24 protein-coding genes are annotated in these 25,391 nt (G+C 59.6%); 22 read left to right on the top strand and 2 right to left on the bottom strand.

Going from position 1 to position 25,391, the window contains the following annotated elements; genetic code table 11:
• Positions 1-169: 169 nt before the first annotated feature.
• The 22 genes from QWI75_RS12115 (at position 170) to QWI75_RS12220 (ending at position 24,570) form a co-directional block, all read left to right on the top strand.
• Positions 170-1,339: a cation:proton antiporter domain-containing protein gene (locus tag QWI75_RS12115; RefSeq protein ID WP_289268835.1), complete on the top strand. Its 1,170-nt coding sequence runs from the start codon at positions 170-172 to the stop codon at positions 1,337-1,339.
• A gap of 440 nt (positions 1,340-1,779) precedes the next feature.
• On the top strand, positions 1,780-2,526 hold the full coding sequence (locus tag QWI75_RS12120; RefSeq protein WP_289268836.1) for a hypothetical protein: 747 nt from the start codon (positions 1,780-1,782) through the stop codon (positions 2,524-2,526).
• Positions 2,527-2,596: 70 nt separating this feature from the next.
• On the top strand, positions 2,597-2,863 hold the full coding sequence (locus QWI75_RS12125; protein WP_289268837.1) for a hypothetical protein: 267 nt from the start codon (positions 2,597-2,599) through the stop codon (positions 2,861-2,863).
• Between the two features lie 193 nt (positions 2,864-3,056).
• Positions 3,057-3,620: a lipid-binding SYLF domain-containing protein gene (locus tag QWI75_RS12130; protein WP_289268838.1), complete on the top strand. Its 564-nt coding sequence runs from the start codon at positions 3,057-3,059 to the stop codon at positions 3,618-3,620.
• A 243-nt stretch (positions 3,621-3,863) separates the two neighbouring features.
• Positions 3,864-5,636, top strand: coding sequence for a mechanosensitive ion channel family protein (locus QWI75_RS12135; protein ID WP_289268839.1), 1,773 nt, complete (start codon positions 3,864-3,866; stop codon positions 5,634-5,636).
• Between the two features lie 21 nt (positions 5,637-5,657).
• Positions 5,658-6,668: an outer membrane beta-barrel protein gene (locus QWI75_RS12140; protein WP_289268840.1), complete on the top strand. Its 1,011-nt coding sequence runs from the start codon at positions 5,658-5,660 to the stop codon at positions 6,666-6,668.
• A gap of 252 nt (positions 6,669-6,920) precedes the next feature.
• Positions 6,921-7,370 carry an LEA/WHy family protein gene (locus tag QWI75_RS12145; protein ID WP_289268841.1) on the top strand — a complete coding sequence of 150 codons (450 nt, stop codon included), beginning with the start codon at positions 6,921-6,923 and terminating at the stop codon, positions 7,368-7,370.
• 82 nt (positions 7,371-7,452) lie between these two features.
• Positions 7,453-8,142: a lipid-binding SYLF domain-containing protein gene (locus QWI75_RS12150; protein ID WP_289268842.1), complete on the top strand. Its 690-nt coding sequence runs from the start codon at positions 7,453-7,455 to the stop codon at positions 8,140-8,142.
• Positions 8,143-8,179: 37 nt separating this feature from the next.
• Positions 8,180-9,487: an OmpP1/FadL family transporter gene (locus QWI75_RS12155; RefSeq protein ID WP_289268843.1), complete on the top strand. Its 1,308-nt coding sequence runs from the start codon at positions 8,180-8,182 to the stop codon at positions 9,485-9,487.
• Positions 9,488-9,842: 355 nt separating this feature from the next.
• Entirely contained in the window at positions 9,843-10,682 is an 840-nt protein-coding gene (locus QWI75_RS12160; RefSeq protein WP_289268844.1) for a peptidyl-prolyl cis-trans isomerase, read from the top strand.
• Positions 10,683-10,882: 200 nt separating this feature from the next.
• Positions 10,883-11,665, top strand: coding sequence for a HupE/UreJ family protein (locus QWI75_RS12165; RefSeq protein WP_289268845.1), 783 nt, complete (start codon positions 10,883-10,885; stop codon positions 11,663-11,665).
• 10 nt (positions 11,666-11,675) lie between these two features.
• Entirely contained in the window at positions 11,676-13,619 is a 1,944-nt protein-coding gene (locus QWI75_RS12170) for a DUF3604 domain-containing protein (RefSeq protein WP_289268846.1), read from the top strand.
• Between the two features lie 262 nt (positions 13,620-13,881).
• A complete protein-coding gene (locus tag QWI75_RS12175; protein ID WP_289268847.1) occupies positions 13,882-16,269 on the top strand; it encodes an arylsulfatase in 2,388 nt (795 codons plus the stop codon).
• 76 nt (positions 16,270-16,345) lie between these two features.
• Complete coding sequence (locus QWI75_RS12180) at positions 16,346-17,464, top strand: formylglycine-generating enzyme family protein (protein WP_289268848.1); 1,119 nt, start codon at positions 16,346-16,348, stop codon at positions 17,462-17,464.
• A gap of 431 nt (positions 17,465-17,895) precedes the next feature.
• Positions 17,896-18,525: an ankyrin repeat domain-containing protein gene (locus QWI75_RS12185; RefSeq protein ID WP_370693640.1), complete on the top strand. Its 630-nt coding sequence runs from the start codon at positions 17,896-17,898 to the stop codon at positions 18,523-18,525.
• Between the two features lie 15 nt (positions 18,526-18,540).
• Positions 18,541-19,086: a lipocalin family protein gene (locus QWI75_RS12190; protein ID WP_289268850.1), complete on the top strand. Its 546-nt coding sequence runs from the start codon at positions 18,541-18,543 to the stop codon at positions 19,084-19,086.
• A 180-nt stretch (positions 19,087-19,266) separates the two neighbouring features.
• Positions 19,267-19,833 (top strand): DUF4136 domain-containing protein, encoded by a 567-nt coding sequence (locus QWI75_RS12195; RefSeq protein WP_289268851.1) that lies wholly within the window; start codon positions 19,267-19,269, stop codon positions 19,831-19,833.
• Between the two features lie 12 nt (positions 19,834-19,845).
• Positions 19,846-20,115, top strand: a complete 270-nt coding sequence (locus tag QWI75_RS12200) for a SemiSWEET family sugar transporter (protein WP_289268852.1) — start codon at positions 19,846-19,848, stop codon at positions 20,113-20,115.
• Between the two features lie 45 nt (positions 20,116-20,160).
• Positions 20,161-21,033: a hypothetical protein gene (locus QWI75_RS12205; RefSeq protein ID WP_289268853.1), complete on the top strand. Its 873-nt coding sequence runs from the start codon at positions 20,161-20,163 to the stop codon at positions 21,031-21,033.
• 379 nt (positions 21,034-21,412) lie between these two features.
• Entirely contained in the window at positions 21,413-23,314 is a 1,902-nt protein-coding gene (locus QWI75_RS12210; RefSeq protein ID WP_289268854.1) for a PAS domain-containing sensor histidine kinase, read from the top strand.
• 7 nt (positions 23,315-23,321) lie between these two features.
• Complete coding sequence (locus QWI75_RS12215; RefSeq protein WP_289268855.1) at positions 23,322-23,969, top strand: response regulator; 648 nt, start codon at positions 23,322-23,324, stop codon at positions 23,967-23,969.
• Positions 23,970-24,096: 127 nt separating this feature from the next.
• Complete coding sequence (locus QWI75_RS12220; protein WP_289268856.1) at positions 24,097-24,570, top strand: response regulator; 474 nt, start codon at positions 24,097-24,099, stop codon at positions 24,568-24,570.
• Between the two features lie 135 nt (positions 24,571-24,705).
• On the opposite strand, the gene QWI75_RS22830 is transcribed toward QWI75_RS12220, so the two are convergent.
• Entirely contained in the window at positions 24,706-25,140 is a 435-nt protein-coding gene (locus QWI75_RS22830) for a type II toxin-antitoxin system VapC family toxin (RefSeq protein WP_370693570.1), read from the bottom strand.
• The gene (locus tag QWI75_RS12225) at positions 25,137-25,382 is read right to left on the bottom strand and encodes a type II toxin-antitoxin system VapB family antitoxin (RefSeq protein ID WP_289268857.1); all 246 of its coding nucleotides are present in this window, start codon (positions 25,380-25,382) and stop codon (positions 25,137-25,139) included. Before QWI75_RS12225 ends, QWI75_RS22830 begins: the two co-directional genes overlap by 4 nt.
• Positions 25,383-25,391 lie beyond the last annotated feature (9 nt).

The raw sequence follows: 25,391 nt of genomic DNA on the forward strand, positions 1-25,391 counted from the left end.
CGACCATCCGAGGTCCTGTGTGAATCTCGCCGATCAACCGGGCGGTGTCGCGGTTCGCGTCATCTGTTCGGCCTCGAATGCGCGGGAACGACGGTATCGGCGCAGTTCATCGGTCCCTTCACATTCGCGGATTGGCCGCGTATCCTGTCACCCCTCGCGGGGGGTTCCGATGAATACCTATTTGCATCTGGACGAGATCGTTTTGGCCGTCACGCTCCTACTCATGATCAGCGCGGTGGCAATTCCGCTCGCCCGCAGGTTCGGAATGGGCGCCGACCTCGGGCTGTTGATCGCCGGCGTCATCCTGGGGTCCTCGCACATATTGGGGCCCACCCAGGTTGACCGCCTGCGGGAAATCTCCGAACTGGGCGTGGTCTTCTTTTTGTTCCTTATCGGCCTTGAACTCGACCTTCGGAAAGTCTGGTCGTTGCGACGTTATGCCGTTGTGCTGGGAACGTTGCAGGTGCTGGTGACTGGATTCGTCCTCATGTTCTACTGGCGTCTGTTCGCGCCCACCTGGCCGCTGGCCCTCCTCTTGGGACTGGTCATTTCCAACTCCTCCACCGCCTTGGTGCTGCAAATGCTCGCCTCCAAGCGGGAGTTGGACCAGGAGCACGGCCGGGCGGCCTTCGGTATCTTGCTGTTCCAAGATTTGGCGGTGGTGCCCATTATGGTTCTGGTACCGGTGTTTGCGGGAACCGGATCGGCGGAGTCCATATCCTGGTGGGACACCGGTCGGACCTTCGGGACCATGTTGGTCCTATTCGGCTTTGGTCGAGTAGTTTGTCCATGGCTGTTTCGCCTCACCCTCGCTCGGAACATGACCGAGAGCTTCACGGCCGTGATTTTCATTGCGCTCCTCGGCAGTGCGTGGCTGGCGTCTCGTGCCGGACTCTCGATGGCGTTGGGCGCTTTCCTCATGGGCCTGGCCTTTTCCGGTACAGCTCATCAACGGGGGATTGAGCAGGAAGTCACGCCGTTCAAAAACCTCCTATTGGCGTTGTTCTTTGTCTCCGTCGGCCTCTCGTTGGACCTGACCGTCCTGACCGGGCACACGACGAAACTGCTGATGCATGTGGTCGTGATCGTCCTGGTCAAAACCGCGGTACTCTATGCAGCCGCCAGATCCCTGTCCATGGGGCATCGTCAGGCTGTGCGACTGTCATTTCTCTTATCGCAGGGCGGTGAGTTCGGCTTTGTGATCCTGAGCACCTTGCTCGCCTCGGGCGTTGTGACTCCGCTCCAATTCGCGTCCGGCACCATGGTGATTGCGCTGACGATGATTGCCACTCCGCTGCTCGACCAAATCGGGATCAGGTTGAGCCGGCGAGCGACATAGATCGTCGCCGGCCGGAGGCCCTGCGGATCGGGCAGGGGGCCTGTCATTTCTGACAGTACTCCCTTCGCCGTATCAAGGGTATGATCCTGTCCGCGGTTAGCGCCGAACGTCCGTCACTTGGAGCCGCCGGATGACAGGTGTCTTCTCGTAAGATTCTGAGATCCTGCCGTACGGCGAGAGGCAGGGGAACGAGAACAGGGGCAGCCTGGTTTCCGGCGCTGGTAGTCATCGGCTTGTCGCATATGACAGGCGTTGCGCGGAGTCTCGATTCGGCCTGGGCTCACGAAGCATCACCTAGCGTCATAAGTGAAGACAGTGTTCCGGCCGATCAGGACCCGGAAGAGCAGAGAGCGAAGGGGTCCAAGTCGGAGGGCGAGCCGGGACCGGAAGGCCCTCCGAAGGAACCACGGTTCCTTCCGCCTCGACTGAGGCCTAGGGTTTTGACTCCTGAAGTACAAGCTGAAGCGGAGAGGCTCAAGAAGCTTGCGGCCAAATACGGGACCGATCCGACGGCCATCGTCGGCCGAGTGCAACTGACCACCCAATATGCGAATCTGCCTCACGGCGCCCAAGCCAGGGACAGCACGCTGCGGGTGGATCTCCCATTCCGAAGCAATTGGCTGTTTCGGGTGGATGTGCCCTTCCTAAAATGGACCGATCCGAATCGCCCGGGGAGCCTGAGCGCGCAAGGCCTGAGCGACCTCGCCGTCGCAGCGGGATGGCGCGCCTATAACACGCCCGAATACGGATTCTTCATCGGCGTGATCTCCACGTTCCCTACCGCCGACGAGAATACGTTAGGTCTTGGAAAATACACCGTTGGCCCGCTCATTGCCACGGCCCGGTTCCTCCCGCGATGGGAGTCCTTTTTGTTCGGGGTGTTCCAGCATCAGGTGTCGGTTGGCGGCGACCCGGCCCGTTCTGACTTCGAGGTCACCAGGGCCTCAATGCAAATCAATACGATCTGGCCCGAGCGCTGGTGGACTATCCTGCAGGGAGTGTGGCAGGTCAATTGGGAGCGCAATGCGAAGAGCAGCATGACGTTTGAATTTGAACTGGGCCGGAATCTGATCGGTCGGCTCGGCGCGTATGTGCGTCCAGGTGTGGGCTTATGGGGGCGTGACCTCATTGGCGCATATGAGTGGAATGTCGAAGTTGGTGTTCGCTACATGTTCGGGTCGTTCTAAACGTCAGACAACCCTGTCGCATCGGCGAGGACGGCGACAGGATATCAACCCCTTTACTGAGGAGGACATCATGCGCAAACACTTTAGTCTGGCCTTGGCATTGTTCGCCTCCACCGTCATGACCGCCGGCTGCACTAACTATTACCGGGTGACCGATCCGGCGTCCGGCAAGTCTTATTACAGCACCGAAGTCAAGGAAACCGGCAAAGGGGGAGCCGTGAAAATCAAGGACGCGAAAACCGGGAGCACGGTCACGTTGCAATCCTCCGAGGTGAAGGAGATTTCCGAGGAGGAGTACAAGGCGGGGATTGCGAGGCAGTCGGGTTCTGCGAAATAGTCTCGGACCGGACAAGTGCGCTTGCCGATCACGTTCCGGCAATGGTCGGTCGGACCGGCACTGCGCGATCCTGTCAATTTTGACAGTGTCGCCGCTTTTCTCCCCGGAATATCATGGAGTCGTATTCTCGGGTGCTCGATCACGTATAATCCCGAGACCGAATTTGTTCTCTATGCGAGAAAGGAGCCGCGTGATGTGGAATATCAAGCACCTGTGGGCTGTGTCTGTCACCCTGAGTCTGGTCTTCGTGACAGCCGGATGGCTGGCGGACCAGGCGAGCGCTGCGACCGCCAGAGAAATCGATGTCAGCGTGGACGTGGCCTTGGAAGAATTTCAGAAGCAAGTGGGGGGAGGAAAGGAGTTTCTGGAAAGCAGCAAGGGAGTGCTGGTCCTGCCGAAGGTGCTGAAAGCCGGGGTCGGATTCGGCGGTGAATATGGGGAAGGGGCGCTCCGCATCGCAGGCAAAACTGAGGACTACTACAACATTGCCTCGGCGTCGTTCGGATTCCAGTTCGGAGGACAGATGAAGACCGTGCTCCTCGTGTTCATGGACGAGGAAGCACTGTACAAATTCCGCACGGGCGAAGGCTGGAAGGCGGGAGTCGACGGGTCCGTCGCACTGGTCACGCTTGGAGCGGGCGGTTCGATTGACACGGCCAAGATCAAGGATCCGATCGTCGGGTTTGTCTTCGGTCAAAAGGGTCTCATGTACAACCTGACCTTGGAGGGGTCCAAATTCACCAAAATGCACAAGTGACAGAGATTCATCTGTCGTCATGAGTTCAAGGTGGATGGCGCTTATCCTGCGCCACCACCTGCGCGGTCCCATCCCAATTGTCTCCCGCCTGATCACATTGACGCGACCGTTCCAGTCGATGATCATTGCGCACATTTTGACATCCTGTGCCATCGTATCCGGAGATCGAAGGAGGGACATGCCATGAGGGGACTCACCAGGCGTCTGAGATTGGTAGTGATGATCGCAGGAACAGCCTTGGTCATGACGAATCTACCGCACCCTCTGCCGCTATGGGCTGCCGGTGATCAGACAAAACCGAGCGTCAAAGAGCTGATCAAGGGCGCAAAGGAACGGCGCGCCGTCGAGACGTTCCAGCCGGAACAATTGGCCGGCACGCAAATACCGGACGATCCACTCGGTCGCCAGACCCCGCGATCCGCCGTCAAGGGATTTCTTAAGGCCACGAGAGAGCGGGACTATGCAACGGCGTCGGAATATCTGGATCTCCGCAACCTGCCTCCCGGTCTTGACCTAAATCAGGGACCTGATCTGGCGCGCCAATTCAAGATTATTCTGGATCGCGCCCTCTTCATCGATCTTGAACTCCTGAGTTCGTCTCCTGAAGGCGATCGCCAAGATAATCTACCGGCAGGGCGCGAACGGGTCGGCCGTCTTGCCGCCGGCGACAAGTCCTACGATATCCTGCTGCAACAGGTTCCCTATGGAGACGGCGCCCACATCTGGAAGTTCGCGTCCACGACGACGGCGGACATCCCGGCGCTCTATAAGGAATATGGCTATGGGCCGCTCGAACGGTTCTTCCCGGCCTGGATGTTCGACTATTCGATCCTCGGCATTCACCTCTGGCAATGGGTTCTGACCGTCACCGTCCTGCTCCTGCTGTACCCCGTCGCCACGTGGATCACCTGGCTGGGAGGACGGATTCTGCGGCTGTTCAGCGTCCAACGCGCGGAGAATCTGGAACGGTTTTTTGCCGCTCCTCTCAAGCTGCTCGTCTGGATCCTGCTCGCCAGAGCCTTGAGCCCGCTCATTGGGCCGTCGGTCGCCTTCAGCGCGCTCATGCAGGTCGCGACGATTCCGCTTTTTGCCTTAGCGTGGCTGCTGATTCGGTTGGTGGATTTCGGCGCCTCTCGCATCCTTGGGGACCTTGACCGCAGGGGTTTGGCCGGCGCGCGGGTGCTGGTCACGCCCGTATCACGGTTGGTCAAGCTGGTGGTGATGACCGGCATCATGCTGCTCTGGTTGGACAACATGGGATTCAAGGTCACGACCTTGCTGGCAGGCCTCAGCATCAGCGGCGTGGCGGTCGCCCTCGCCTCCCAGAAAAGCCTGGAGAATATTTTCGGAGCCCTGACGTTGTTTTCCTCGCAACCGGTGCGCGTCGGGGACTTCTGCCGCTTCGGCGACCAGGTGGGGACCGTGGAAGAAATCGGCCTGCGGGCCACTCGAATCCGCACGCTCGATCGGAGCCTGATCACCGTGGCCAACGGCGAATTTGCCAATCTGCACCTGGACAACTACTCCGTCCGCGATCGATTCTGGTACCACCCTCAGATTGGCCTGCGGTACGAGACCACGCCGGACCAGATCCGATACATTCTCGTCGAAGTCCAGATGATGCTCTATGCGCATCCCAAAGTCCTCCCGGAGCCACTCTGGGTTCGGTTTCTCGGGTTTGGCGATTATTCGTTGAATGTGGGCGTCTTTGCCTACATCGGGGTGACGGATTACACGGAATCCCTGGAGATCGCCGAAGACCTGAATCTGCGAATCATGGACATCGTCGCGGCGGCGGGATCGGACTTTGCCTTCCCGGCTCAGATTCAGTATGAACTGCCGGGCAAGCCGGTCGATGAAAGCCGCGTTCATGCAGTCGAGGCGCAGGTTAAGGAATGGAAGGCCCAGCGAGCCCTGTACCTGCCGAACCTACCCAAGGAGAAGATCACCGAAATCCGAGGGTCGCTGGCCTATCCGCCGCCAGGCTCGCCGGGAGCCGTCCCAACCTCCTCCTGAGGAGGCAAGGATTGGATCACGGTGAGCTTGCTGAGATCCATCGAACGGTTCTGCCGCATCGGCCTTATCCACCTGCTTATCCTCGGCGCAACCGCCTCCGGCGCCGAAGAATGGTCCGTCAATGCCGTCGGCAATCTTCACTATACCGATGATGTGGCCCTGTTTTCGGCCACGCGCCGCTTAAGCCTGCACGGCGACCCTACCCAGCCTGTACTGGATTCGGTCCTTACCGGCAAGGGTTCGGATATGGTCATCGAGCCGGAGCTGACTGTTGCACGACCCTTCGCCTCGCCCTGGGGGCGCACGGAGGTTGCCGTTCGCGGGCAAGCTTTCGTCTACGCGGTGAACCCTCGCTTCAACCACGGAAGCTTCGGCATCCAGGCCCTGCACGAATTCACGCCGGACACGAAAATGCGCGTCCGCTTCTACTCCACGCCGAACCTGCTGTTGGGCGACAACGAAAGCAAGCGCACCGACTCCCTGGCTGAGGAGCGAGTCACCAGCCACATCGGATCGGTGAGGCTGGAGCAACGATTGTCGGACAGTTGGGAACTGCGCCTATTGGCGCGCTATGGCGTTCGACTCTACAACGATGCCTTTGAGCACCAGAACACAAATTTTTGGACAGTCGGCCCGCATCTGGTCTGGCACATGACGGAACGCATGGCGTTCACCCTGGGATACCATTACGAGCGGGGGTTGGCGGACGGCCGTCATCAGCCGGAGCTGCGCGATGATACGTCCTACATCAACCATTACGTCGCCCTGGGATTGGAGGCCGAGTTGACGAAGCGACTGGGACTCGAACTGGGCTTCCATTACGAGCGAAACAATTGGACCAGCGGCATCGTGGGAGATGAGCGCAAAGACGGTCATGAGACCGTCGTGCTGGGAGAGATCAACGCCCGCTATCGCCTCTCCGAACGGTGGAATGTGCTGCTTGGTTTTCAACGGTCGCAACGCAAGCAGAGCTTCGAGGAGGGCTTGGTGCACAATACCAATGTCACCCTTGGCGCCTCCTATGTGTTTTGAGTTCGAGCGTCTGACTGTCCTCATCACGGGTGGCGCCGGTCTCTCCGAGACTCTCAATACCTCATGATCTGACCTGTCAGAATTGACAGTTGTCGCCATACCCGCTGAACCGTAGGATCGCTCCACGATCTGGCCACCGATCGGGAGGGCCAAGGTGGACTTCTGCGGTCTCGGGGTAGACCCACGCCATTATGAAGGAGAACGCATATGCAGCGACGGCCACATTGCGGTGGTGCCACCCGGACATGGCCTATGCTGATTGTCGCGGCAGTCACAGCCTGTTCGACGATGCCGAAGGACTTTGAGACACCTAAATTTGGCATCGCCGACATCGCCCCAAAGGACGTGGCTGTTTTCGAACAACGGTTCGACGTGCAATTGCGTATTCAAAATCCGAACAACTTCGATCTGGGCATTAACGGCATCCGCTTTCAGATCGACCTCAACGAGAAGGAGTTTGGCAACGGCATGTCCGGCCAGGCCGTGACCATCCCGCGCTTCAGTTCCGAGATGATCACCGCGGAAGTCATCACCGGCCTCGGCGGATTCCTGCGCCAGATGCAGGAGATGAGCGCATCAGCGACCAAGCTGCGCTACCGCCTCAAAGGCAAGGCCTTCGCGCAAGCGCCCAGCAACTTCACCATCCCGTTCGATGAAAGCGGGGAGATTGATTTCAATCTGGCGCCGCCAGCCGAGAAGTAGCACACGTTGTCGGCCATTGCACAAGAGGAGGTCTCACATGATTGTCGAACAGCAGAAGCACCGAGGAACACACCGAAGGCAGATGCGTAGCATGAGGTTGGGACTCGGCGCGGTGGCGCTGACCATCCAGGCACTGATGATCGCGCCTCCATCCTATGCTGCCGACTTCGCCGAACAGCAACAACTCGTGGACAAGGCGCGCCTTACCATAGAGGCATTTGCCGCCGACCCCAGTGTGGGCGGTCCAATTCGCGAATTGAAGTCTGAGGCCAAAGCGCTCTTCATTGTCCCACAATTTGTCCGAGGGGCCTTCGTCTTCGGCGGCGCGGGAGGCAGCGGAGTCTTGCTGGTGCGGGATGAGAAAACCGGCGACTGGTCCGAACCGGCCTTTTACACCATCGGGTCGGCCAGTTTCGGCCTGCAAATCGGAGGGGACGTATCGGAGATGGTGCTGGTGGTGAGAACCCAGAAAGGGCTGGAGGAATTTTATCGAACCGATTTCAAGCTGGGCGCGGATGTCTCCATGGCCGTCGGCCCGGAAGGGGAAGGAGTCTCGGTTCGTGGCATCGCCGCCGATATCCTGTCCTATGCTCGGAAGAAGGGCATCTTCGCTGGCATCTCGGCCGAGGGAGCGATCATCGCTGTGTCGAATGAGTCCAATCGAGCCTACTACGGGAAGGATGTCCGGCCCACGGACATCGTCGTCAAGCGGAGCGTCAGCAATCCCAAGTCAGCCGACCTGCGGAAAACCGTGGAAAAGATGATGAAGTAGCACCGGTTCTCAGTGAAGCAGCGATATGAGGCGACCCGTGCCACGAAGAGTGGCGATTACAGCCACGCTCACCACGATGCTGATGGCTTCGGCTCAGGCGATGGCCGGCGGTCTCTCGCTCTATGAAATCGGCACAGCCGATGTCGGACTGGCTGGTGCGGGCTGGGCAGCCCGTGCGCAGGATCCAGCCACGCTCCTCAAGAATCCGGCCGGCATGAGTTTGCTCGAGGGCAACCAGTTCCAGGCAGGCGCTCAACTGCTCTATGGGAGCATTGGGTTCAGCCCAAGTGGCGGAACGACGGTGGATGGAAACGACGGTGGAAACCCGCTTGGTGTCTTACCCGGCGCCAGTCTGTTCTATGTCCACGGTTTGGGTCGGGATATCAAACTGGGTATCGGCCTGTTTTCCAATTTCGGGCTCGGCTTGAATTACAACAGCGGGTGGGTCGGCCGGTATCACGGGCTGGAGAGCACGTTGATCGGTGTGAGCGTCATGCCGGGTCTCAGCTATCGCATCACCGACCAACTCTCCATCGGGGCTGCCGCCAACGTCATGGTCGGCTACCTCAACTACAGCGCCGCCGTCAACAACCGGCTCTTCCTTGATGTGCCGGACGGGCAAATGCAGGTGAAGGATACGACCGCAGGAGCCGGCGGAAATGTTGGAGTATTGTTCGAACCCAAGAAAGGGATGCGATTTGGCGTCACCTACTATTCACAAGTGAAGCTGAATTTTTCCGATGTCCCCGAGTTCACCGGTCTGTCAGGCCCGATCGGAACCGCTTTACAAAACCGGGGCCTGCTGGGTAATCAACTCGATTTGGGGGTGAGAGTCCCTCAGCAAGTAATGCTGAGCGCCTACCATGAGTTCACCGATCGGTGGGCCTTGATGCTGGACTTTGGATGGCAAGACTGGAGCCAGTTCGGAAAAGTGGATATCGGGGTGGCCGGAGACACGCTGACTCCGAGCGGGACCATCAAGGTGAACTATCAAGACACCTACCATGTCGCTCTGGGAAGCCGCTATCGCCTGAATGAAGCCTGGCTGATCAATACCGGCTTCGCCTGGGACAGTTCAATGCTGAAGGACCAGGACCGCACGGTCACCCTCCCGATCGGCCAGGTTTTCCGGTTCGGGCTTGGCGCCGAATGGCAAGCCAGCCCCACGCTCAACGTGGCCTTTAGTTACGAATTGGCCTACAGCGGCACTATGTCCGTCAACCAGGATCGCGGACCGCTGGGCGGCAGCGTCGTCGGACAGTTTCCCGGCGCCTACATCAATTTCTTCCAGGTGAGTTTCATCTGGGGCAGCGGCGAACGCAACCCGTCGAACCGGAGCGGTTAAGGCCTCGTCACCTTAATGGGTACCGGAGGAGCGACCACATGGGGAGAGACAAGAGACGCGGGGCCTTCGGCCTCGCGTTGCTGGGCGCTTGCGGCAGTCATGACACTGACATATCCGGGCGAGACGGGATCTCTCGACCGGACCCAGATACTGATTCCGGAGCCCGAACTCCCGACTATCACCACATTGGACGCGCGGGAGACGAAAGTGTCGCCGCGATTCGAAGCTAAAGCACTCCCCCTGGCGTTGGATGGCCGTTGATGGCCAGGCGGTCGAGAAGATTGGGCTATGTTCAGCACAAAGTGCCGGACCTGTTAGCCCGGCGCTCTGACGCGAGTTCATGGATGGCACCGTCATGAGACGCTGGCTCGCCGAACCATTGCTGCACTTTCTGGTCTTGGGCGGACTGTTGTTCGGTGCCCACGGCTGGATCAATCGTGGAGGCGGCGACGAACCGCGCGTCCTGCGCCTGACTACGGCGGAGGTGAACTGGCTCACGGAGACCTGGACGCGGCAATGGCAGCGATCGCCCACCAAAGAGGAACTCCAAGGCCTCGTCGCGGACTATGTGAAGGAAGAACTCCTTGCCCGTGAGGCGAAAGCCATGGGATTGGACGAGAACGATACGATCGTCCGCCGCCGGCTGGCGCAGAAGATGGAATTTCTCGTGCAGGATACGGCCCGGCTTGCCGAGCCAGCAGAAGCCGAATTGAGGCGGCTTTATGAGTCCGAATCAGCCCGCTACCGGACACCAGCGCGTACCTCATTTTCCCAGGTCTATTTCAAAACGGAGCCCGCTGCGAGAAAAGGGCTTGCGGACCTCATGCAAGCTCATGTTGAGCAATTGGGCGATAGCTCGCTGCTGGAGCGCGACTATCCCGGCTTGGATGAGCAGGTCGTCACGAGACTGTTCGGAGAGAAGTTTGCCGGAAACGTATTCGCTCTGGAACCAGGCCGATGGCATGGCCCCATTCAGTCGGGGTACGGATTTCATCTCGTGAACGTCAGCGACCGGGAGGCCCCTCGATTGCGGCCCTTTGATGAGGTGCGGGCTCAGGTGCTGGAGGATTGGCATCGCGTGCAACAAGCCAAGGCGAACGAACAATTTGTTGCCGGATTGTTGAAAAAATATGAGGTGGTCGTCGATGAAACGGTCAGGCCATTGATTGGACCATTGGCAAAGCTTGCGCAATGAGGTGCGCCATTGTCATTGCATGGCTCGCTGCGTTACTTCTCTCCGTTCCAGCGTCTGCCCATGAGATGCGCCCGGCCTATCTCGAACTGCACGAAGAAAAGACCGGCGAGTTTCATGTCCTGTGGAAGACACCGATGCGCGGAGCGATGAGACTGTCGCTCTCGCCGGAACTGTCAGGGGCCACGGAGAGGCTCACGCCTGTGACCGCCCGCGAACACGGAGGCGCAGCGATCCAGACATGGCGACTCCGGGCGGTTGAGCCTTTACGCGGCCAGTCGATCCGGATCGGCGGACTGGAACGCACGATGACCGATGCGCTGGTGCGCATAGAGTTCCTGGACGGCACGACCTGGACGCAGCGGCTGACGCCGGCCCACCCTGCGGCGGCCATACCGACGCTGCAATCCGGCCTCAGGGTCGCGGGCGTCTATCTTACGCTGGGAATCGAGCACATTTTACTCGGAATCGATCATCTCCTCTTCGTCCTCGCGCTTCTGATCATCACGGAGGGAGCATGGCGTCTGGTGAAGACCATCACTGCGTTTACGATCGCACACAGCATCACGCTCGCGTTGGTCACGCTTGGATTCGTGCATGTGCCACAGGCGCCCGTGGAGGCGGTCATTGCGCTCTCCATTGTATTCGTGGCGGCGGAGATCGTTCACGCGCGCGGCGGCCGGGAAGGGCTCACGGCCCGCGCGCCGTGGATCGTGGCGCTCGTGTTCGGGCTGCTGCACGGTTTCGGATTCGCGGGTGCCTTGAGTGAGGTGGGTCTGCCGCAGGGACAGATTCCGGCCGCCTTGCTCTGTTTCAATGTCGGCGTCGAATCTGGGCAATTGCTCTTTATCGGCGCCGTACTGAGCCTGGCGAACATCACCCGACCTGTCTGCGGTCCGCTTCCGCCCTGGGCGAGCCTTGTTCCGCCGTACGCCATCGGCAGTGTCGCAGTGTTCTGGGCGCTTCAGCGTGTTTCAGCGTTCTGAGGAGGACACCATGAAGGCATGCGGACGTTCAACGCTCGCCGCACTGATCGCCATTATCCTGGCGCCGTGGGCGTGGGCTTACCAGCAGAGCGACATCGGATCGGCCGACAAGGCCGCGCTGGAAAAGGTGCACCCTTCAAAGCCCGCGTACTCGCCGTATGCGGGCCGCAATTATCCGACGAGACCATTCTTCGGCGACACGCATCTACACACGTCGTTCTCCATGGACGCCGGCGTGTTCGGCGCCCGGCTTACCCCTCGCGATGCCTACCGCTTTGCCAAAGGAGAAGAGATTACTTCGAATACAGGTCAGCCGGTCAAGCTGTCACGGCCGCTGGATTTCCTCGTCGTTGCTGACCACTCCGATGGATTTGGATTTTTCCCGCAGTTGATGAGCGGGGATCCCGTGTTGTTGGCAACCCCGCAAGGGCGAAAGTGGTACGACCAAATCAAGTCCGGCCATGGCGCCGAGGCTGCGATCGATATCATCATGAGCTTCGGCAAGAACCACCTCCCCAAGGGCTTCCCGCTTCCCGGCACGCATGCCTATCGCTCCGCCTGGCAGGAGGTCATCAAGACTGCGGATGCCTACAACGATCCAGGCCGCTTTACCGCCTTTATCGGGTACGAGTGGACCTCCAACACGGGCGGGAACAATCTGCACCGGAACGTCATCTTCCGAGAAAACGGCGCAAAGGCCAGGCTTGTCGAGCCTTTCACCACACTACCGCCGCTCGGCAGCGACAATCCTCAGGATCTGTGGAAATGGATGGCCGCCACGGAAGAAAAAACGGGCAGTGAAGTGCTCGCGATCGCGCATAACGGCAATCTCAGTAACGGTCTGATGTTTCCCATGGTGGAGGCGTTCGGCAAGAAGATAGACCGTCAGTACGCCGAGACGCGAGTGAAATGGGAGCGGCTCTACGAAATCACCCAGACGAAGGGGACCGGCGAAGCACACCCGGCCCTTTCCCCCAACGATGAATTCGCCAACTTCGAGATCTGGGACAAGGGCAACCTCGACGGAAGCGTCGCAAAGACGAAGGACATGCTGGAATACGAGTATGCGCGATCCGCGCTGAAGAACGGTCTCGTGCTGGAAGCGAAGCTGGACACGAACCCCTACAAGTTCGGGCTTATCGGCAGCAGCGATGCGCATACGGGCCTTGCCGCGTTAGAGGAGGAGAGCTTCTTCGGCAAGACTGCCCCGCAGGAGCCAAGCCCGGAGCGCATGACCAAGACGTTCTTTCAGCACCCGAAGACAGGCGTAAAAGTGATGGATTGGGAGGTCTCGGCCGCCGGCTACGCCGCCGTCTGGGCGACGGAGAACACGCGCGAGGCGATCTTTGACGCCATGCAGCGCCGTGAAACCTACGCCACCACAGGGCCGCGCATGCTCGTGCGGTTCTTTGGAGGCTGGGACTTCGAGCCGGACGATGCGCATAACCGCCTCCCGGCAGCCATTGGTTACGGCAAAGGCGTGCCGATGGGCAGCGAATTGACCGATGCGCCGAAGGGGAAATCGCCCACCTTCCTCGTCGCGGCATTGAAAGACCCCATCGGCGCGAATCTGGACCGTATCCAGATCATCAAAGGCTGGCTCGACGCCAAGGGAGCCCTGCACGAGAAGATCTATGACGTCGTCTGGGGCGATGCTGAGAAGCGTCGACATGGCAAGGACGGCAAGTTGTCGGCCGTCGGCAACACCGTGGATGTGGAACATGCCACCTGGACTAACACGATCGGCGATCCGGAATTGATTACGGTCTGGAAAGACCCGGACTTCGATGCCAGTCAACGCGCGTTCTACTACGCTCGGGTCATCGAGATCCCAACGCCGCGCTGGACCGCCTACGACGCGAAACGTTTCGGCGTGAAGCCGCTTCCCGGCACCGCAATGGTGCTTCAGGAGAGGGCCTACACGAGCCCCATATGGTACACGCCGGGGAATTAGGAAGAGACATGATACGGGATACGCGAGGACAATCTCATATTCGATGACCGTCGGCTTCCCTGCGTCGGCACCGTCACCCTGTTGGTGAACGACAAAAAGTCCTCGAAGCGCGCATTGAACACACTCAGGTGGCTGGAAAAGATCAAAGTGCCAGCGGGAGTTCGCGCACAAGAAAGCGCTGTCAGACGAATTCGGTTGTCCCGATTCAAGGAGACTCAATATGAGACCTCGTGGATTGTTCGCAGTCGTCACTGTAGCCCTAATGGGATATCTCGTCATCGACGTGCAGGCGCCGTTCGCTGCGGACAAGCTCGATCGTACGGTGTTGCCGATTCCGGAACCCAAACCGAAACCAATCACCGAACTCGATGCGCGCAAGGTGAAAGCTCCGCCGCGATTCGAGGTCAAGGCGCCGGCGGGAGCGCCGAACGTCCTCATCGTGCTGATCGACGATATGGGTTTCGGCATGTCCAGTGCCTTCGGCGGGCCCATCCATATGCCGACCGTCGAGCGTCTCGCCAATAACGGGCTGCGCTACAACCACTTCCACACCACCGCCCTCTGTTCGCCGACCAGGACCGCCCTGCTGAGCGGCCGCAACCACCACATGAACAATATGGGCGGGATCACGGAAATCGCGACCGCGTTTCCGGGCAACACGGGCCAGCGGCCAAATAATGTTGCGCCGCTCGCCGAGATGCTGCGGCTGAATGGCTACAGCACCGCCTTCTTCGGGAAGAACCACGAAACCGCGGCCTGGGAAGTCAGCCCCTCCGGTCCGACCGACCGCTGGCCGACCCGTTCGGGCTTCGACAAGTTCTACGGTTTCATCGGCGGGGAAACCAACCAGTGGTCGCCGCTGCTCTACGACGGGTTGACTCAGGTAGAGCTGCCGCACGATCCGAACTACCATTTCATGACCGACATGACCAACCAGGCGATCAAGTGGATGGGCTATCAGAAGTCGCTCACGCCGGATAAGCCGTTCTTTATCTACTTCGCGCCGGGCGCGACCCATGCGCCGCACCACGTGCCCAAGGAATGGATTGCCAAGTACAAGGGCAGGTTCGACGGCGGCTGGGACCGATTCCGCGAAGAGACCCTGGCCCGCCAGATCAAGCTGGGCGTAGTGCCTCCGGGGACGACGCTCGCGCCCAAACCGGACGCGATCAAGGACTGGGGCCAGCTCACGGCGGACGAGAAGAAGCTCTTTACCCGCCAGATGGAGATCTTCGCCGGCTTCGGCGAATACACCGACGCCGAGATCGGTCGATTGATCCAGGCCGTCGAAGCGACGGGTCAAATGAACAACACGCTGATCTTCTACATCGTGGGCGACAACGGCACGAGCGCCGAGGGGGGCATGAACGGCCTGTTTAACGAGATGACATACTTCAACGGCGTGCAGGAAACCGTCGAAAGCATTCTTCAGCATTATGACGAACTTGGCGGTCCGATGTCCTATGGCCACATGGCAGCCGGCTGGGCCGTGGCAGGCGATACACCGTTCACCTGGACCAAGCAAGTCGCGTCGAACTTCGGTGGCACCCGCAACGGATTGGTGATTCACTGGCCCAAGGGCATCAAGGCGAAGGGCGAGGTGCGAACGCAGTTCCATCATGTCATCGACGTGGCGCCGACGGTGTTGCAGGCCGCTGGCCTGCCGGAGCCGAAGGTAGTGAACGGCACCGTACAAGCCTCGATCGAAGGCGTGAGCATGGCCTATACGTTCGACGGCGCCAAAGCCAAGAGCCGGCACAGAGTCCAGTACTTCGAAATCGGCGGCAACCGCGCAATCTACGCGGATGGCTGGTTTGCCGCTACCGTCCACTCGGTGCCCTGGGAGCCAAAGCCCCGCGCGACCCTCCTTGAAGACAAATGGGAACTCTACGATACGCGCAATGATTTCAGCCTGTCCAACGATCTGGCAGCCAGGATTCCTAAAAAGCTTAAAGAGTTGCAAGGTCTTTTCCTGAAGGAAGCAGTTAAGTACCACGTATTGCCCATTGATGATCGCCGGGTCGAACGCCTCAATCCTGCGATTGCCGGGAGGCCTGATTTGATGGGCAGTCGCACCTCGCTCACAGTCTATGAAGGCATGACCGGAATGTCGGAAAACGTGTTCATCAACACGAAGAACCGCTCCCACACGATCACAGCGGAGGTAGAAATTTCCGAGGGCGGCGCAAACGGCGTGATCCTGGCCCAGGCCGGCCGGTTTGGCGGTTGGAGCCTCTATCTTAAAGATGGCAAACCGGTCTACACGTACAATTTTCTCGGCCTGGAGCGGTTCAATATTGCGGCGGCCCAGCCGCTGACTCCGGGCAAGGCGACGATCCGGTATGAGTTCGCATCCGATGGTCCCGGGATGGGCAAGGGCGGCACGGGCACGATCCTTGTCAACGGGCAGAAGGCCGCCGAAGGACGAATCGAGCATACGCAATGTTGTGGCTACTCAGCTGACGAAGGCGCCGATGTCGGAGTGGACGAGGGTACGCCGGTCACGGAGGACTACAAGGAACGAGACAATCAGTTCACCGGCAAGATTCACAGCATCACCATCGAGGTGAAGGAGACGAAGACAGCCGATACGAACGAAATGAAACAGGCCTTGCACGAGACGGCCCGGCGCAAGACGCTGTCCGACTGAGGCATCAAATCATAGCGACACGAATGATCTAAGGATTCTGACGTTGATACGAGCGACACCGCGCCTCCGGTGGGTGATGGGAACCCTGGTCCTCGGCGGACTCGCCGTTGCCGGATGGTGGGGCTGGTCCAAAGGTACGTCCCGCTGGTCTCCGGTGCCCTCCCTGACCTGTGACATGGGCATTTCTGCGGCGAAAGCAAATCGCGGTGTCGAACCTCAAACCTCACAGCTCGTCAGCGAGTCCCCACGTACGATCCCGACAGCGTCGCAACAGACCCCTGAGGGCATGGTCTGGATTCCGGGCGGCGAGTTCTGGATGGGGGCGGATGACTTTCCCGATGCGCAGCCGTGGCATCGCGTCTATGTGGACGGTTTTTGGATGGATAAGACGGAAGTCACGAACGAGCAGTTTGCGAAGTTCGTCAAGGCAACGGATTACGTCACGGTGGCCGAGCGCGCGCCGCGCGCGGAGGATTTCCCCGGCGCGCCGCCCGAGAATCTCGTTGCCGGTTCGGTGGTCTTCTCGCCGCCCGACCATCCGGTGAAGCTGAACGATCACTTCCAATGGTGGAGTTATGTGAACGGAGCGGACTGGCAGCACCCTGAAGGCCCGAAGAGTTCCATCAAAGGCCGCGAGCGATATCCCGTTGTCCATATCGCCTACGAAGACGCGCTGGCCTATGCGAAATGGGCCGGGAAGCGTCTGCCGACCGAAGCTGAATTCGAGTTCGCCCAGCGAGGAAGGCTCGACCGCAAGCCCTACGCTTGGGGCGACGAGTTCAAGCCCGGCGGTCAGTTCATGGCCAATACCTTCCAGGGGCACTTCCCGGACAAAAACACAAAGGAAGACGGCTATGCGGCTGTCGCACCGGTGGCTTCCTTCCCGCCGAATGGTTACGGGCTTTATGACATGGCCGGAAACGTCTGGGAATGGACGAGTGATTGGTATCGCCACGACTACTATCGGTTGTTGGTCGGTCAGGGACTCGTTACACGCAATCCGCAAGGACCGGTCGACAGCTTCGACCCCAGTGAACCAGGCGTGAAGAAGAAAGTGCATAAGGGCGGGTCGTTTTTGTGTACGGACCAGTATTGCGCGCGCTACATCGCCGGCGGGCGTGGGAAAGGCGAACCGGATACGGGTACAAACCATCTCGGATTCCGGCTGGTGCGACCTGGAGCTGATGCGCCATGAGAACCCACCCACTGGGGACGGTCGTGGGCGAAGGCTCAAGCAGCCGGCCGAGGGCACTGCGATAGAAAGGAGCAGAACGTGAGCATGAAGGACGATTGGAAAGTGATTTTCCAGAAATGAGCCCCGGCCTGATGAAAACCCACGGACGTGACGCGCACGTCACCGGCTCACATCTCCCGCTGAGGCCGAGTCGACAACAAGGCCTGTCAGTTTTGACAGTTCCCGGCAATCGGCCCAGTCGATAAGCTGGGCCCACAACAAGCTGGACGCTGCCTTGGACCGTGACTTGCCTTGATGAACCAACTGCCGGGCGATTTGCGAGTGTATCGGAGCCTGACCCCATGGCCTATCCGATTCCGATGGTCCTGACCTCTCTTCTCGATCAGATCAGCGTGACCGGTCTTGTGACATTATCGCTCCTCGCCCTCTCCATGGCGGCAGCGCCCGTCGCCTACGGCGACGATCCGCTCGACTGTTTCGACCTCCTGAAGGCCGCACGGCGCAACGACACCGCGGTCCTCCGCCAAGCCTTGCAAACGTCGATACCGGTTGACTGCCGGAACGATCAGAAACAAACACCTCTCCTCGTGGCGACGATGCACAACTCCGTCGACACAGCCCGGCTCTTGATCGAGGCCGGAGCGGACGTGAACGCGCAAGACGACCGTCAAGACAGCCCGCTCCTGTATGCCGGAGCAGAGGGACGGACGGAGATCCTTGCCCTGATTCTGAAAGCCCGGCCTAACTTTAAAGTCTACAATCGCTTCGGGGGTACGGCGCTCATTCCAGCCTGCGAGCGGGGCCATGTCGAGGCGGTACACCTGTTGGTAAAGACCTCCGTCGATCTCAATCACGTGAATCGGTTGGGATGGACCGCGCTGTTGGAAACGGTGATTCTCGGGCAGGGCGGGCCGCGTCATCAGGCCATCGTTCGGCTCCTCATCGAGGCTGGCACCGATCTCAACCTCCCGGACAAAGGCGGTGTCACGGCCTTGCAACATGCGCAACGAAAGGGCCACCGCGACATCGAGGTCATGCTACGAGAGGCGGGAGCACGGTAACGAGGGGGAGAGGCTATGTTTTGGCGTCACCCCACGGTTCGAATCATTCTGACAGCCGGTCTCTTTGCAGGCATTGCGGGAGCGCTCGGGTGTACGATCCATCCTCCCTTAATCACCGCCCGGCATGTCGACCTGTCCCGATATGCAGGGACCTGGTATGAAATCGCCAGGTTCCCCGAACGGTTTCAACGGAATTGCGTCGCCACTCAGGCTCACTACACTCCGTTGGATGACGGCACGATCAAGGTCGTCAATCGCTGTCGCACCCGCTCGTTCGACGGGGAGGTGCAGAGCATCGAGGGAACGGCCCATGTCGTCGAGCCGAGCACCAACGCCCGGCTGAAGGTGAAATTCGGAGTATTGGCACAGGGAGATTACTGGATTCTTGAGGTGGATCAGGAGTACCGCTATGCGCTGGTCGGCACTCCCGACCGCAACCATTTGTGGATCCTGAGCCGCACGCCCGTCATGAGTGATGAGGTCTATCGCGGGCTTCGATCACGGGCGGCGGATCAAGGTTTCCCGGTCGAGCGCCTGCTCAAAACACCGCAGCCGGCATGAAGGAGGAATGGGAAACGCCGTGTCATCTCTTGGGAAAGGCGGTCCAGATCGCAAACAGGAGCCATCCTCCGACCGATTCAGGACCCTCCGGACCATGGACCGATCCTTTTCCTGCTCACATCATGCATGTCTTATTTGAGATTGAGGCTCGATTCACTCGTATTGATAGGAGAGTGATCAATGAACATTCGAGCATCCTGGCCCTCTGTCATGCTCCTCTGTTGGGCTCTCTACGGCTGCACCACCATCGACGTCAAGACCGACTTTGATCCGTCGGCGGACTTCTCGCGATTCCGGACCTTTGCCTTTGTCGGGCTCACGGACCTGAATCAAGGCGGAGTGCTCAACAACTCCCTGACTCGCAAGCGGCTTGAAACGATCCTCTCGCGGGAGCTCTCTCAGAAAGGGCTCCGGCAGGTCGGGTTGGAGGATCATCCCGACCTCCTTGTCCATTACTGGGTGGGGATCAAGGAGAAGCAGCGGGTCGAGAGCACCGGCCCCACCGTCGGGGCCTATGGATGGCGCGGGGGATACGGTTGGGGAGCGGGGTACAGCGGCGTCACGACCTACGAGTACAAGGAAGGGACGTTGATTACCGACCTCGTGGAACCGGTCAAGAATGAACTGGTCTGGCGGGCCACAATGGTGGCCAACCTTGAAGATACGGCACGAGAGAATATCGTGCTGGTCGAACGGGCCATCGCCAAGGCGTACAAGGACTATCCGCCAAAGCCCGCGGCCAAGTAAAAGCACTGCTCGATGTCATTGACCGAAGTGATCGGATTTGTGGCTGGATTCGGGACGACTTTTGCGGCACTTCCCGACCTGTTGGCCATGCTCAAGCGGAGGTCCTGCAAGGGGATGAACCCGACCATGGCGGCCATCATGGGCACCTTTCAGATCCTGTGGGTCTACTATGGATGGTTGATCGGCTCACGGCCCGTGATGGTCTGGAACGTCGTGGCCGTGGCGATCAACTTTCTCATGGTCGGGTCCTATGTCCATTTCACCCGGCTGGAAAGGAAGTAGCGGCCTGTCCATTTTTCGCCTGTTTTCTGTACGGAGGACGTGCCCATGAAGACCATTCAAACGCAGCCCACAGCAAGGATCCTGCTGGCGGTCACCATGGTGCTTTTGCTGACGCCTCCTGGCTGGGGCGAAGAAGCCGCCACGGAGGAACTGCCCAACCGATTCATGGTCCGCGGCGGCTATGGTCTGGTCTTCAACGCAGATACAATCGTGCGGTTCAATGGCGCCAGCGGTATCGGCAGCACGGTGGATTTTGCCCGAACGCTGGGCGGAGAACGGAGCGATAGCTTTTGGCGCATCGATTCCCAGTACCGATTTAACGACCGACACAGCCTGGGATTCAGCTACTACGACGTCACTCGGAACGGGAATCGGGTGCTCAACGAGAATGTCACGATCGGCGACACCACGTATGCCGCTGGCGGCGCGCTTCAGAGCGAATTGGACATCAAGCTCTACCGGCTGATCTACAATTATTCCTTTTATCACTCCGACAAAGTCGAGCTCGGCCTCTCCGGCGGGCTCTACCTCGCCAACCTCAAGACCCTTTTTGCCGGCAACCTCATCTGTTCAGGGGGACCATCTTGCGGCGGTGGGACGACGATCGCGTCGCGTACGGAAAGCGATAAGCTGACCGTGCCGCTTCCCAGCTTCGGCCTGCTCGTCAACTACAACATTACGACCCGCCTTCAGGCTCAGGTGCGGTTCGACTGGTTTTATTTGGAAACGGACTCTTTCAAAGGGTCGATGAACGAGTTCTACGCCGGACTCGAATATCGGCTGTTCAAGAATTTCGGAATCGGCGGGGCCTTTGATCGCCTGGCCATCGATGTCGACTACAAACCCGAAAAGGAGAGCGGCTGGGGTGTCCGCAACACCTGGGCGACGGCCTTTTTCTACGGGGCATTGTATTTTTAGCCCCCCGAAACCACTTTGCTGCCTCTCAGCCTTCCGGCGAAGGAGAAATAGTCCTATTTTCTGAAGGGGACCTGTCTATCATGCTGCGCCGTTGTCGCGGCAAAACAGGGCAGTACCGGAAGCCTATCTGCCCCAAAGTGCCTCAGTTCGACCTCTCCAGGCCCCCATTAGCGAGTATGCCCTTGCAAAACCGTGCCATGAATCCCATAGCCAAGGTCGAACTTATCGCGTATTCGGCACGGTCCATGCTTGATTCCTGTGACAACCCCTGCCGTCATGCATGAATTTACCTTGCCTTGAGTGACAAAGCACACGGGGTGTGGTATGTACCCCCCCCCCCGGTAAGCTCGGCTGCAGTGAACCCTTATGGTCGTGGCTGATGAACCTTCAGGTTCATGAACGACGGCGGAAACGCCTTAGCCCTTCGAAGCAGACGGCCCGACAGAGCCTTCGTAACTCGGACGAGTTGAACCGTTCTGTTCAGTCCATCATTAACACCTATCAGACGAATGTGGCGGTACTCGACCACAAGGGAATCATTCGCTATGTGAATGGCGCATGGCGCCGGTTTGCAAAACGGAATGGCCTGAGTTCCAAGACACACGGGGTGGGCCTCGATTACCTCGATGTCTGTCGAAGAACAGGACTGAAGGATGCCGACACCGCAAGAACCGTCCATCGCCAGATTCGACGGCTGTTGGACAGGGATGTCACCAAGTTTGAGCAGTTGTACTCCTGCGAGCTTGCAGGCAAACGCCAGTGGTATCTCGTACAGGGCAGCCGATTGAAGAGAGCGGAGCGTCCATCGGCTGTCTGGATTCTGTTAGCGCACCAGAACGTCACGCCCGTCAAGCGAATCGCCAAGACCCTGCAGAATCGTGACCGACCGTCCAAAGAGATCAGAGAATCCAGCCACATCATTCCTTGGGAGGCCGACGCGAAAACTTGGCGGATGACCTACATTGGCCGAGAAGCCGAAGTCTTGCTGGGCTATCCGCGAGAAGACTGGTACAAGCCTGACTTCTGGGAGTCTCACCTCCATCCCGATGATCGCAGGAGCGCCATCGATCGTTGCCGGCAGTTGTCCACACGGCAGCCTCACTTTGAGCTTCGGTATCGGATGATCGCAAAGGACGGAAGACCAGTGTGGCTGCTCGACCTCGTGACGGTCGTCGGCCCATTGAAGCGGCCGCGAAGCCTGCGCGGGTTTTTCCTGGACGTGACCGCAGAAGCGGAACGGCACGAACGCGAGACGCTGCAGCGGCTGCTGTCCGAAGCCGTCGGTGAGATCTTCTGGTTCGTCCGCATGAACCCCGAACGTGTCATCTATATCAGCCCTTCAGTCGAATCCGTCATGGGCCGCAAGGCGGCGGCATTCTACGGCGAGGCGCGCTTCTGGCTCACGTGCGTGCACGAGCAGGATCGGGCGCGCGTCGAACGAGCCTATACGGCATGGTTGGCGGGCGAGGCGAGCGACTACAGGGAACAGTATCGGGTCAGATTGCCCGATGGCACGGTGCATTGGCTCGATGACCATGGGGCGCTCACGCGTGATCCGGAAGGCCACACCAGCTTTGCCACCGGCATCGCCAAGGACATCACGGAACAGAAACACAACGAAGAGACGTTGCGACGTCTCAGCGCGCGGCTGATCACCGCGCAAGAAGCGGAACGGAGCCGAATCGCCCGTGAGCTCCACGACCATGTGAACCAGACGTTGGCGCTGTTGTCGGTGGAATTGGAACAGTTCGGACGGGTTCCTTCCTCCAATCCGGGACGGCAGGATGCCATGGAGGCCATGCAACAGCGGTTGAAAGCCCTGTCGGCCGACATCCATGCCATGTCTCATCGGCTGCATCCGTCCAAATTGAAACATCTCGGGTTGGTGCCGGCCATCCGAGCCCTCTGCCGGGACATGGCGGAGTGCGGGCTGCACGTGCACTTTACCGATCTCGACATGCCGCGGACGCTGCCAGATGATGTCGCGCTCACACTGTATCGCGTCGCGCAGGAGGGCCTGCACAATGCCAGGAAACACAGCGGGACCGATTCGGTCGAGTTGTCTCTGGCGAGACAATCCACGATCGTGACCATGCGGCTCCGGGATAAGGGCAAGGGTTTCGATCCGAGCGTTTTGGAATGCAGCGAGGGCCTGGGATTGGTGAGCATGACCGAGCGGGTCGGTTCCGTCGGTGGCACGTTGGCGATCCGGTCGGCACCAGGGGCGGGAACCGAGATCGAAGCCCGCGTGCCGATCCGGCCGGAGCGGACTATGGAATGAACAGGCCATGAAGCTGTTCCGCGTGCTGCTCGCCGATGATCACCGTCTCCTGTTGGACGCCTTCACGCAATTGTTCGAGGGCTATGACGAGTATGACATCGTCGGCACGGCGCTGGACGGGCGCCAACTGATCGCCCAAGCGCTCCGCCTGAAACCGGACATCGTGATCGCCGACGTGGCCATGCCGTTGTTAAACGGACTGGACGCGCTGGAGCGCCTCAAGCAACGGCTTCCTCATACCGCGTTCATCATCCTTACGGCCAGCGAGGACCCGGATTTGGCGAGACGCGCCCTCGAAGCCGGCGCCATGGGATACCTGTTGAAGAGCGAGGCGTCCACGCGGTTATTCGAGGCTCTGCGAGCCGTTCGCCAGGGACGCCGGTATATGTGTCCTGCCATGGCGTCGGTGCTTGAGGACATTCCACGGACCGGCCGCTCACCACTGTCCGGCCGCCGGCCGCTGACGCCGAGACAACGTGAGGTGCTGCAACTCCTCGCCGAGGGGCGATCGATGAAGGAGGTGGCGGCCACGCTGGGGATGACTCCCCGCACGGTCGCCTTTCACAAGTATCGGGTTATGGATCAATTCCGACTCAAATCCACCGCCGACCTCGTGCAATTCGCCATTCGCGAGCGTCTTATCTCCGCTCTCTGAATTCCGACATTCCCATCAACATGCCCTGTCAGTTTTGACAGTGGTGCCGATCGGCGCTCCGTGATACCTCTGTGGCATCTTCCCATTCACGCCCTCTGCGGACCGGCGGTGTGCAGAAGTGGTCCTCGTGGCCAATCAATCCATTACGACGCCTTGCCAGAGCCCGGACCACGGGGCGGCGTTTCGCCCCCGCGTGATTTTCGCCGACGACAACGCGCAGTTTCTCGATCACGCCGTCCAGTTGATGGCTGATGAGTGCGACATTCTCGGCACGGTTTCCGACGGAGTCGCCGCGGTCGAGCTCGTGGAACGGCTGATCCCGGATATTGCAGTGCTGGATATCACCATGCCGATCATGGACGGCCTGGACGTGGCGCGGCGACTGCGAGCCGACGGCGTCCAGACCAAGATCATCTTCCTCACCGTCCATGACGATCCGGATTATCTTCGGGAGGCCTTGGACGTCGGCGCGACGGGCTACGTCGTCAAGCAACGGCTGGTCTCCGACCTGCCACAAGCCATACAGGCCTCGCTGGCCGGGCGCCGGTTCGTGTCGGCCACGCCGAATTTGCAATCCATTGGATCGGGGGAGAACCCGTGACCTTTCGAATCGAGCGGCCGGACGGACCGATCGCTCACCCCTGTATCCTGTTGCTGACCGCAAACAGGAAGCGAGTGGGAACAGACGGGAGTGATCGAGAATCAGTAGCCTGTGGTTGATGTGTAGAAGAGCCGGTTAGCCGACTAAGGGATTCCGAACCGTCAACCCGGGAAATCGGCCAAAGTCCCGATCCGCCGTCCACAACTCAAGCACTCCGTGTTGCAGGCATAGAGCCGCGACTCGCGCGTCATGGATTTGAGGACCGGACGCTCGGGAAGCCTGGAGCACGTCCCGGAATTGCCTCCAGTAGTCCTCGGGCTCCGACAGGAGGACAAGGCTCGGTGATTCCATCCAAGCTTCAATCTGGTCTATCGCCGCTTGCAGGGGAGTCGGCGGAGCATAGATACGCGCATGGGTCACAATGGCGAGAAATTCGTGAATGCATGGCCATGGTATGGCCCATGGCGCTCGTCGCTCAGCCAGTCCGAGGAGGTGAGCATAGGCCCGTTCGTGCCAAGGGGAATCTTCGCGGTGGGCATACACGAGAATATTGCTATCGACGGCGATCATCCGCCGCGGCCTTCGTAGCTCAATTCCCGAATTTGCTCCCAGGAGGCTCCCGCGAGATGCGGATGCAACCCATGGCCTTTAAATGTGGCTTTGCGAAGGCGGAATTCGTGATGCCGTTTGTGCTCTGAAACAATCCTGCGAAGCCCCTGTTCGACCAGAGCCTTCAAGGTCGTCCGCTCCCGGCGGGCTACCTTGCGCGCCTCCTCGAAAAGGCTATCAGGTATTTGTATGGTCGTCTTCATATGGCTAAC

Origin of the sequence: Nitrospira tepida (genome assembly GCF_947241125.1) — a bacterium.
Lineage (GTDB): Bacteria > Nitrospirota > Nitrospiria > Nitrospirales > Nitrospiraceae > Nitrospira_G > Nitrospira_G tepida.